The organism is Magnetococcales bacterium (assembly GCA_015231925.1).
Taxonomy (GTDB): Bacteria; Pseudomonadota; Magnetococcia; order Magnetococcales; family JADGAQ01; genus JADGAQ01.
In genome coordinates this window covers 1-10,692 of the sequence record JADGAQ010000146.1, presented here as the reverse complement: position 1 = coordinate 10,692, position 10,692 = coordinate 1, and the positions used below count along the sequence as shown (strand labels likewise).

Annotated in this window: 9 protein-coding genes; all 9 read left to right on the top strand. The window is 61.9% G+C overall.

Translation table 11 applies throughout. From position 1 onward, the window contains the following. A partial coding sequence (locus tag HQL56_14490) for a chemotaxis protein CheA (protein MBF0310728.1) occupies window positions 1-1,683 on the top strand: 1,683 nt, incomplete at its 5' end. Further along, the gene (locus HQL56_14485) at window positions 1,680-2,144 is read left to right on the top strand and encodes a chemotaxis protein CheW (protein ID MBF0310727.1); all 465 of its coding nucleotides are present in this window, start codon (window positions 1,680-1,682) and stop codon (window positions 2,142-2,144) included. The genes HQL56_14490 and HQL56_14485, both read left to right, overlap by 4 nt. A gap of 26 nt (window positions 2,145-2,170) precedes the next feature. Further along, a complete protein-coding gene (locus tag HQL56_14480) occupies window positions 2,171-4,420 on the top strand; it encodes an MCP four helix bundle domain-containing protein (protein ID MBF0310726.1) in 2,250 nt (749 codons plus the stop codon). Window positions 4,421-4,426: 6 nt separating this feature from the next. Then, complete coding sequence (locus tag HQL56_14475) at window positions 4,427-4,939, top strand: chemotaxis protein CheW (GenBank protein MBF0310725.1); 513 nt, start codon at window positions 4,427-4,429, stop codon at window positions 4,937-4,939. Continuing rightward, the gene (locus HQL56_14470) at window positions 4,936-6,240 is read left to right on the top strand and encodes a response regulator (protein MBF0310724.1); all 1,305 of its coding nucleotides are present in this window, start codon (window positions 4,936-4,938) and stop codon (window positions 6,238-6,240) included. Before HQL56_14475 ends, HQL56_14470 begins: the two co-directional genes overlap by 4 nt. Continuing rightward, on the top strand, window positions 6,237-6,803 hold the full coding sequence (locus HQL56_14465) for a hypothetical protein (GenBank protein MBF0310723.1): 567 nt from the start codon (window positions 6,237-6,239) through the stop codon (window positions 6,801-6,803). The genes HQL56_14470 and HQL56_14465 overlap by 4 nt, the downstream gene beginning before the upstream one ends. A 28-nt stretch (window positions 6,804-6,831) precedes the next feature. Next, window positions 6,832-7,215, top strand: a complete 384-nt coding sequence (locus HQL56_14460; protein ID MBF0310722.1) for a DUF1987 domain-containing protein — start codon at window positions 6,832-6,834, stop codon at window positions 7,213-7,215. A 62-nt stretch (window positions 7,216-7,277) separates the two neighbouring features. Next, window positions 7,278-9,326: a GAF domain-containing protein gene (locus HQL56_14455; GenBank protein MBF0310721.1), complete on the top strand. Its 2,049-nt coding sequence runs from the start codon at window positions 7,278-7,280 to the stop codon at window positions 9,324-9,326. A 127-nt stretch (window positions 9,327-9,453) separates the two neighbouring features. Further along, a complete protein-coding gene (locus tag HQL56_14450) occupies window positions 9,454-10,467 on the top strand; it encodes an SGNH/GDSL hydrolase family protein (protein ID MBF0310720.1) in 1,014 nt (337 codons plus the stop codon). Window positions 10,468-10,692 lie beyond the last annotated feature (225 nt).

Below are 10,692 nucleotides of genomic sequence, written 5' to 3'. Positions count from 1 at the left end.
CGCCGCCTCCTCGTACTCCCGCCGCTCCGCCGCCCCCCGAAGGAAGGGCCGCCCACCCGGCTCATCCGTTTCTCCCTGGCCCCCAACGCCCTGCTCCACGGAACCAACCCCCTCATTCTGCTGCGCGAACTCCTGGAACTCGGGACCGGCAGCGTCCGGGCCGACGCCTCCGCCGTACCCCCGTTGGATGAGATCGATGCGGAGCGAAGTCTCCTCACCTGGGAGGTCACCCTGACCTCCGACGCCAGCAACGACGAGATCGAGGGCATCTTCCTCTTCGTTCGCCAGGGCATGGAACTCTCCATCACCCCGGTGGAGGCGGCCACACCGCCTGCCGCCCTCGCGCCGCCGGAGCCGCGCCATGCGGAGGCCATCCCCACACCCGCGCCCGAGCCCGCCACCGCGCCGCCTCCCGCGGTTCGTGAAGAAAACCGCACAACTCCGTCATCCGACCGGGAAGCCCCCGCCGCCTCGTTGCGCCCCACCGCCGACAGCGCCATCAAGGTCAGCGCCGATCGCATCGACAACCTGATGAATCAGGTAGGCGAACTCGTCATCACCCAATCGCGCCTCAAGCAGTTCGCCCACTCCGAGGAAGAGCTTTCCCGCGCCACGCTGCACGCCATCACCGAGGAGATGGGACGCCTGGTCTCCGAACTGCGCGACACTACCATGAGCATCCGCATGGTGCCCATCGGCTCCCTCTTCGGCCGTTTCCGCCGCCTGGTGCGCGATCTCTCCCGGGAAATGGGCAAACAGGTCGAACTCGTCACCCACGGCGAGGAGACCGAACTCGATAAAACCATGGTCGAAAACCTCAACGATCCGTTGATCCACCTGATCCGCAACGCCATCGACCACGGTCTCGAATCCCCCGAGGAGCGCCGCGCCGCCGGGAAACCCGAACAGGGAACCCTGATCCTCGCCGCCGACCACTTCGGCGGACAGGTCCACATCACCGTCTCGGACGACGGCCGGGGCATGAACCGCAGCTACATCCGCACCAAGGCCGAAGAGCGCGGTCTACTCGCCCCGGGCAGCGATATCCCCGATGCCGAACTCCTGGCCATGATCTTCCAACCCGGCTTCTCCACCGCCCCTCAGGTGACCAGCCTCTCCGGACGCGGCGTCGGCATGGATGTGGTCAAAAAAAACATCGACGCCCTGCGCGGCGTCATCGACCTCTGGAGCGCCCCCGGCGAGGGCAGCGACATCGTGCTGCGCCTGCCGCTGACCCTCGCCATCATCGACGGACTCCTGGTCCAGGTCGATGCGGGTCGTTTCATCATCCCCCTCTCCGCCGTGGACGCCATCGTCGAACGCGACGAGAGCGAACCCGAAACCTCCGAAGGCAACCGCTTCCTCTACATCCGCGACGAATTGGTGCCTTATCTTCAGCTTCGGGAACTCTTTTCCATCCCCGGGGAAGCGCCCCTCCGCGAAAAGGTGGTCATCGTTCTCATGGGCGAACGTCGGGTCGGCCTGGTGGTCGATCGCATCCTCGGGGATCATCAGACGGTGATCAAATCGCTCTCCCGGCTCCATGCCGACATCCACTGCTTCTCCGGGGCCACCATCCTCGGCGACGGCTCCGTGGCGCTGATTCTCGACATCGGCCATCTCGTCGATCTGGGGCAGCATTACGAGGAGGGTTTGCGCCTTTCCAGGGGGTACGCGGCATGAACCTCTTCGAAGACGGCAACCGGGGGCTCACCTTCGGACTGGCGGGGGATCTCTTCGCCATCCCGGTCAGCCTGGTGCGCGACATTCTCGACACGCAGCCCGTCACCGACGTCCCCACGGCGCGACCCTTCGTCCGGGGTCTGATCAACGTGCGCGGGCGCGTGGTGCCTCTGGTCGATCTGCGCATCAAGTTCGGGCTGCCCGTGGGGGAAACCACCGGCGACACCCGGTTCGTGGTCATCGAAACCCCCGTCGACGGCGAGCGCACCACTCTGGCCCTGCGCGCCGACAAGGTCTTCGAAGTGTGCGACATCACCACCATCGCCGCCGAGGAGGCCCCGCGCATCGGCTTGCGCTATCCGCCCGGTCTGGTGCGCGCCATTGGCCGCCACAACCACCGTTTCGTGATCATTCTCGATCTGGACCGCGTCTTCGCAACCCTCGAAACGCCCACTCCATGACCCGCCATGGGAAAGGATTCATCGACATGCGTCTGCCGATCAAGGTCAAACTGGGATTGATGCTGGCCTTCATGCTGCTGCTCACCGGGGCCATCGCCTGGACCGGCATCGACCGGCTCGAAAAGCTCAAGGAGGCCACCAACACCCTGGTCCGGGTCAAACTGGCCCTGCGCGGTTTCAGCAACCAGATCCTGGTGCGGATCAACATCTATTCGCGGCTGGAGCGGGATATCATCATCGCCGAAACGGTCGAGGCCAAAAACCGCTTCATCACCCAGTTGAACGCCACCGGCGCGGAGATTGACGGCATCCTCCGACAGATGCAGCCGCTCCTCAACGAGACCATGCGCCCCCAGTTCGACGCCTTCAGCTCGGCATGGAGAAAGTACCAGGAGATCTCCGACCGGGTGCAGAAGCTGACCCTGCAAAACAACTCCGTCAAAGCCCGAAACCTCTCCATGGGCGAAGCTCGCAAGGCTGCTGACGCCCTCATGGAAATCTTTTCGACGATCATCTCCCGCGCCTCCGACAGCAAGGACGCCGCCACCATTCGCGCCTCCCAGACAGCCAGCCGCATCCAGGCGGATGTCCTCATGATCCATCGCGCCGAAAAGAACATCATCCTCCTGGAATCCGACAACGATATCGCCAAGCAAACCCGCGACGTGGAAATCTGGCGCGAAAACATCCGCCAGCTCTCCCAGGAGCTGCGCTCCCTGCTCACTGGGGAAAACGGTCGCCTCTACGATACCTTCATCGACAATTACCGGAAGTTCGACGCCATCGCCGAGCAGGTGCGCACCCTCGGCGCCCTCAATACCGACAGCAAGGCCTACGCCATGCTCACCGGGGAGAGTCAGGAGAACCTGGCCATCGCAATCAACCAGCTCAACGAGATGGTCGCTCTGGTCACGCGGGATGCCAGCCTCACCGAAACCGCAAGCGAGGAGACCTACCAATCCGCCCGGCAGCTGATGATTCTGCTGCTGATCGGTACACTGCTGCTGGCCATCATCGTGGGCGGCGTGATCGCCCACCGCATCGGGGTCAATTTGCAACAGGCTCTCGACCTGGCCAACGCCGTGGCCAAGGGCGACCTCTCGACCACGGTGACGGCCACCAGCAACGACGAACTGCGGGATCTGATCAACGCCCTCGACAACATGGCTCTCAATCTGCGCAATACCGCCGCGCTGGCGGGAGAGATCGCCAAGGGCAACCTGACGCTCCAACCCAAACCCCTCTCCGACAAGGACTCCATGGGTCTGGCGCTGGAGCGGATGGTGGAACGTCTGCGTCAGGTGGTGCGGGAGGCTCTCGACGCCTCGGAGTCGGTTTCGGCGAGCAGCCAGCAGATGGCCGCCAGCAGCGAGCAGATGAGCCAGGGCGCCACGGAGCAGGCCACCGCCGCCGAGGAGGCCTCCGCCTCGATGGAAGAGATGGCCTCCAATATCAAACAGAATGCCGCCAACGCCAATCAGACGGAGCGCATCGCCAACCAGTCGGCCCGCGACGCCCAGCAGAGCGGTGAGGCGGTCTCCCACGCGGTGCAGGCGATGCAAACCATCGCCGAGAAAATCACCATCGTCCAGGAGATTGCCCGGCAGACCGATCTGCTGGCTTTGAACGCCGCCGTGGAGGCGGCCCGGGCCGGCGAACACGGCAAGGGCTTCGCGGTGGTGGCCAGCGAGGTACGCAAGCTCGCCGAGCGCAGCCAGACCGCCGCCGCCGAAATCGGCTCCCTCTCCGCCAACACCCTCAAAGCGGCCCAAACCGCCGGGGAGATGCTCTCCCGCCTGGTGCCCGACATTCGCAAGACGGCGGAACTCGTCGAGGAGATCTCCGCCGCCTGTCGCGAGCAGGATCTCGGAGCCAGCCAGATCAACACCGCCATCCAGCAGCTCGATCAGGTGATCCAGCAGAATGCCGCCGCCTCCGAAGAGATGTCCGGCTCCGCCGAAGAGCTTTCCTATCAGGCGGAACGGCTGGAACAGACCATCTCCTACTTCCAGCTCGACAACCGGGAGATCTCCCGCAACGCCCCCTCGGGGACGGCAAACCGGAAACGCCCCCGCACCTCCGTCGGACAGGGCCGCAATCGCGCCAACAAACCGCTCATCGGCCATATGTCGGCCAACACCTCCGAGCGCACCGTGGTTGCCAGCGGACCCAAACCCAAGGGCAAGGGCTTCGCCCTCAATCTCGGTCCCGAGGAGGGGCTCTCGGCCCCGACACGGGAGCGATCGGATGAGGACGCCGAGTACGACCAGTTCTGAGGTCCCATGAGAAACACCCCGGGCAGAAGACCCCAAGTCAAAAGCGTGGCTCGCACGGTGCAAAGCGTCGTCACCCTGGGCATTGCCGACGATCTCTTCGCCGTCGATGTGATCCATGTGCGCGAGATTCTCGACTTCCAGCCGGTGGCGCGCTTGCCCCACGCCCCCGGTGCCCTTCTCGGCATGATCGACGTGCGTGGCCAGACGGTGCCGGTGATCGATCTGCGCCGCAAGCTGGGCTACCCGGATGCCGTCATCACCGAGCGCAGCCGCATCTTGGTACTGGAGGTGACGGTTGGCGCTCGCCCTCTGGTATTGGGGCTGCTTTGTGACGTGGTCTTCGAGGTGGCCGAGTTCGATCTCTCCACCCTGGAAAAACCTCCCGAAACCGGTTTTTCCTGGAACGCCGCTTATCTTCGCGGCGTCGGTCGCCGCCACGGGCGTTTTGTTCTCCTCTTCGATCTGGAACGGCTTTTCGCGGGTGACGAGGCCCTGCCCATGACCGGAGCGGAAACATGAAGCTCCCCTCCTCCGGCGAGCCCTTCCGTATCGTGGTCATCGACGACAGCCGCAGCGTGCTGACCCTGCTGACGCAACTGGTCTCCACCGTCGAGGGCTGCGAGGGCATACCCTTTCTCGACCCTCTCGAAGCCCTGGACTGGAATCGCCACAACGAGGCCGATCTGATCATCGTCGATTACATCATGCCCCGGATGAACGGGCTCGCCTTCGTAGAGGCCTTCCGCCAGCTGGAGGCCCGCGGCGACATCCCCATCGTCATGGTGACCGGTTCCGACGATCAGGCCGTGCGCTATATGGCCCTGCAGGAAGGAACCACCGACTTCGTCAACAAGCCCATCGACAACGTCGAGTTCGTCACCCGGCTGCGCAATCTCCTGGTGATGCGGCAGCATTTCAAGGAGGCGCGGGAGCGCGCCGACATCCTGCGCAAAGCCAAGGAGGAGGTCGATCTGGCCTTCGGCCAGTTGCGCCTGGCCCACGACGAACTGGCGCTGACCCGGGACAATCTCGCCGAAGCCCTCGGCATCATCGAGGGCAGCATCGAATACGCCAGTCGCATCCAGCGTTCCCTGCTGGCCGACGAATCCACCCTCAACCAACACTTCGCCGACTGGTTCATCCTCTGGGAGCCACGGGATGTCGTCGGCGGGGACATCTACTGGTGCTGCCGCTGGGGCGAGGGCATCCTGCTGGCCCTGGGCGACTGCACCGGCCACGGCGTTCCGGGAGCCTTCATGACCCTCATCGCCACCGGCGCTTTCGAACGGGCGCGGAGCGAAATCAACCCCGGCAACCTGGGCGGCCTGCTGGCCCGCATGCATCAACTGGTGCAGATCACCACCAAACAGAATTCATCCCTCGGTGAATCGGACGATGGCATGGAACTCGGGCTGTGTTATCTTGTGCCGGAAGCCCCCTCCCTGCGATACACCGGAGCGCGTTTTTCCCTGTTCACGTGTACTCCGGGAGAAGCCCCGGTGGAGATCAAAGGAGAGCGGCGCGGTATCGGTTATCGCAAGGTGCCCTTCGATCAGTGTTACGCCGAGGTGGAGGTGCCCTTGCGCCAGGGCATGCGCTTTTACCTGAGCAGCGACGGTCTCATCGATCAGGTGGGGGATCCGTCGCGGCGCGGGTTCGGCAAAAACCGTTTCCTGTCCCTGATCGACGGCTTCGGCGCCACGCCGATGAGCCTGCAGAAAGAAGCTCTGAGAGAGGCCCTGCGCGATCATCAGGGAGCGGAGATGCGCCGCGATGACGTTTCCGTGGTGGGATTTCGTCTGAGGGAGGCCGGAACATGAGCCGGAACACAAGCCGAAACATGCTGCCGGCCATCCGGGAAGCCTTACTTCGGGAAGGGGCCATCACCTGTTATCAGGGCTATCTGACCGAGGAGTTGCTGCACGCCCTGGCCCAGACCCTGCGCACCGCCCTGGCCCTCGAAGAGAGCCCGGCCAACGAGAGCCGCACCCTCTTCACCCTCTTCGTGGAGCAGGCGCAAAACATCGTGCGCTATTCGGCGGCAAGCCTCTCCGGCTGCATCGACGGGGAGCTGCACGAATTACGCCAGGGAATGCTGCTCTTCGGTCGCCGCGAAGGACGGCCCTATCTGGCCTGCGGCAATGCCGTGGCCAGACCCGATGCCGCCCGACTCGAAGCCTCCCTGGCCCGACTGCATTCCCTGGACGCCCCCGCCCTCAAGATGCTGCACAAGCAGATTCTCAAGGAGGGACCGCCTCCCGGCAGCAAGGGGGCGGGAGTCGGTTTCATCGATATCGCCCGACTCGCCTCCGGGGGATTCGACTTTCAGTTCCTCGACATGGATGAAAACCATGTCTTTTTCGTGTTGACCGCCTGTTTTTGATTCTCTTCCGCCCTGGAGCCCTCGAACCATGGAAGCCATCCACCTCGAAGCCACCAAACGCACCCCCGGCATCGCTTTCGATTTCGATGCCAACCGCTTCGCCATCTCCGGAGAATCTTATCCCGAGGATGTCAACAAGTTCTTCGCACCCCTGGTACAGAACCTGGAACAACACATGGAACGCCTTGAAGGGGCCACGGTCTCCTTTCGGTTCGACCTGATCTATTTCAACTCCACCACGGCCAAAATCCTCATGGGCCTTTTCGAAACGCTGGATCGCTGTGCCGCCGCCGGCAACCAGGTCAACATCACCTGGGCCTATGCTGCCGACGATTCCAACATGCAAGAACTGGGAGAGGAGTTCTCCGAAGATCTGGAACACGCCCGCTTTGACATGATGAAAAAAGAGTAAGACTTTATTTTGGGGGCATTACCCAACACAGAACAACGCCATTCGGTAGAGAGCATAGCGCAATGAGCCAGGATTTCGATGCCTTCCGGGATGAAACGGCAGTACTGACCCGAGCCGAAGAACTGCTTGCCGTCCCCGGCGCCGAAGTCGGGCGCGACGCCTTCGAGGCCCTGGCCAAGAGCTATCGCAAGCTGCTCAAACTGTCGCAGCGCCTGACCCGGCTGAGTGACCGCAGCGAAGAGCGGGTCAAGGAGGCTCACGACCGCATCCAGGAACAGCAAAAGGAGCTGGAAGAAGCCCATCACCTCCTGGAACGCCATGCCGACGCACTGGAGGAGCGGGTGCGGATTCGCACCCACGACCTGCAGATTGCCGAGCAGAAGCTGGCCCGCCTGGTGGACAACGGCATCCAGTTGGGACAGGAGCGCGACCGCAACAAACTGTTGCGCACCATTCTCTTCGGAGCCCGTGACCTCACCCCCTCCAGCGCCGCAACCCTCTTTCTGAAAACGGAACGGAACACCCTGAGCTTCGCCATGCGTACCCTCGAAGGGGATCTCCCCGCCTTCGAGATTCCGATGATCGACCCGCAAACCGGCCAGCCCAACAACCATTATATGGTCGTCCACTCCGCACTCCACAACGAGACCATCGTGGTGGACGACGTCTATGCGGAAACCCGCTTCGATTTGTCGGGCACCAAGAAATTCAGCGAGGAGTCGGGCTTTCGCACCGTTTCAATGCTCACCGTGCCCCTCTCCCCACGGGAAGGGAATGTCATCGGGCTGCTGCAACTGCTCAACGCCATCAATCCCGAAACCGGAGAGATCATCCCCTTTCCCAAGAAGGTGGTTCGCTTCGTGGAGGCGCTGGCGGCCCAATCGGCGGTGGCCCTGGAAAATCACAATCTGGTGGAAGCCCAGAAGGTGCTGATGGAGTCGCTGATCAAGCTGATCGCGGGAGCCATCGACGCCAAAAGCCCCTACACCGGCGGCCATTGCGAGCGCGTCCCGGAGCTGGCGGTGATGCTGGCGCAGGAGGCGGCGAAGGTGACGGAGGGGCCATTGGCCGATTTTGCCTTCGTCAACGACGACGAATGGCGCGAATTCCGCATCGGGGCTTGGCTTCACGACTGCGGCAAAGTCGTCACCCCGGAATTCGTGGTGGACAAAGCCACCAAGCTGGAAACCATCCACAACCGCATTCACGAAGTGCGCATGCGCTTCGAGGTGTTGTGGCGTGATGCCCGGATCGCTTGCCTCGAAGCCATCGCCTGCGGGGAGGATGAGGCGCAGGCCAAAGCCGCGCTGGAGGCGCGCCTCCAGGAACTGACGGCGGATTATGCCTTCGTCGCCGAGTGCAACATCGGCGGGGAGTTCATGGATCCGGGCCGCATGGAACGGTTGCGTCGTATCGCCGCCCAGACATGGCAACGCCATTTCGACGATCGCCTCGGTCTTTCTCACGAGGAGCTGAAACGTTATCAAGGCATGCCCGTTGCCGAACTGCCGGCAGACGAGCCCCTTCTCTCCGACAAGCCCTGTCACCTCATCGCCAGGGAGCGGATCACCCATCTCGATCCGACCAAGGGCTTCCGGATGCAGGTTCCCGAGAATCTCTATAATCAGGGGGAGATGTACAATCTCTCCATCGCACGCGGCACCCTCACCGAGGAAGAACGCTTCAAGATCAACGAACACACCATCCAGACCATCCATATGCTGGAGAGTCTGCCCCTGCCTCAGGGCATGCAGCGCATCCCCGAATATGCCGGCTCCCATCACGAAACCCTCATCGGCACCGGGTATCCCCGCAAGCTCGACGCCTCGCAGTTGTCGATCCCCTCCCGCATCATGGCCATCGCCGACATCTTCGAAGCCCTCACCGCCTGCGACCGGCCTTACAAAAAACCGAAAACCCTTTCCGAAGCGGTGAAGATTCTCTCCTTTTTCAAGAAGGACAAACACATCGATGCCGATCTCTTCGATCTCTTCCTGACCTCGGGGGTTTTCCGAAAATATGGGGAAATCTACTTGAAACCGGAACAGCTCGACGCGGTGGATGTGGCACATTTCATCGGCGCAAGGCCTCTGCCCGACCTCGGGGGGTGATAAACCGCGTGGCTGATAATCTAGCCAGGAAAGAGGCAACCGTGATAGAGTTCGGGGATCGTTTCTCGCAACCTCGGCCTGTCGCGGTTTGATGGGGGTCGCCAATTTGACAATGTCCGGAGAAGAGGTGAAGGTCGCGGCAAAACCCGCAGCCAATGCGTTGCTGGGCCTCGTGGCGCTGCTCATCGGTCTGTTGCTCTCTCTGATCGTTCTCGAAGCCGGCGTTCGCATCGCCTTTCATCGCGGCATGAACTTCGACATCGAAATGTGGAAGTATGCCCGCGAGATCAAGCGAATCGCCGGGGTCGAAGCCATCGGACACGAACATACCCCCGGCTCACGGGCCTTTCTCATGGGTGTCGAGGTGGTCATCAATGACAAAAAGCTGCGCGACGTGGCGATGGACTATGCACCACCTCCCGGAGAGCGTCGCATTCTGATGCTGGGGGATTCGCTGACCTTCGGCTGGGGCGTCGCCGAGGAGCTGACCACCTCCACCCTGCTGGAAAACCTCCTCAATGACGATCCGAAGCGGGGTGCGAACCGGTTTCAGGTGATCAATACGGGGGTTGGCAACTACAACACCGCCATGGAGGTGGCCTACTTCCTTCACGAAGGCTATCGATACAAGCCCGAACTGGTGGTGTTGAACCATTTCATCAACGATGCCGAGCCGACTCCCCGGCGGCGGCAGAGTGTGCTTCTCGATCACTTCCAGGCAGCGGTCTTTCTGGCGGGGCGGTTCGATCTCCTCAAGCGGAACTACTTCGGCGGCGGCAACTGGGCCAGCTACTACCGTGATCTCTACCGCCCCGATGCACCGGGCCTGAAACAGGCCGAGGAGAGTTTGCTACGACTGGGGGAACGCTGTCGGCAACTGGCCATTCCGCTGATGATCGTTCACTCCCCGGAACTTCATGAGTTGCAACCCTACCGCTTTCCGGAGGCGCGGCAGTGGCTGGCCTCGCAAGCCGGGGCGCTGGGGGCGACTTTCGTCGATCTTCTTCCGGCGGTGGAGAAGGAGAAAGCCGAATCGCTTTGGGTCACTCCGGGCGACGCTCATCCCAACGGACGGGCCAATCGTCTTTACGCCCGGGTTCTTTTCGAGGCGGTAACGCCGTATTTTTTTAAAATGTTTTGACTTTCAATATGTTATTCTTTAAGTATCAAAAAAAAGAAAATGTTTTATCCTTTGACTTTATATAGATAATTCATCAAGACTGTTCCAGTCCAAGCTGCTTCAAGATTTTATTGTTGGCTCAAAAAATAAAAAAGTATTATGTATTTTGACTTTGTAACTATTCAGACCCCTGCACGGTGCAGCATGATCGTGTCAACGGCGAAAGGAAAAGTCCCAGGGCGCTGC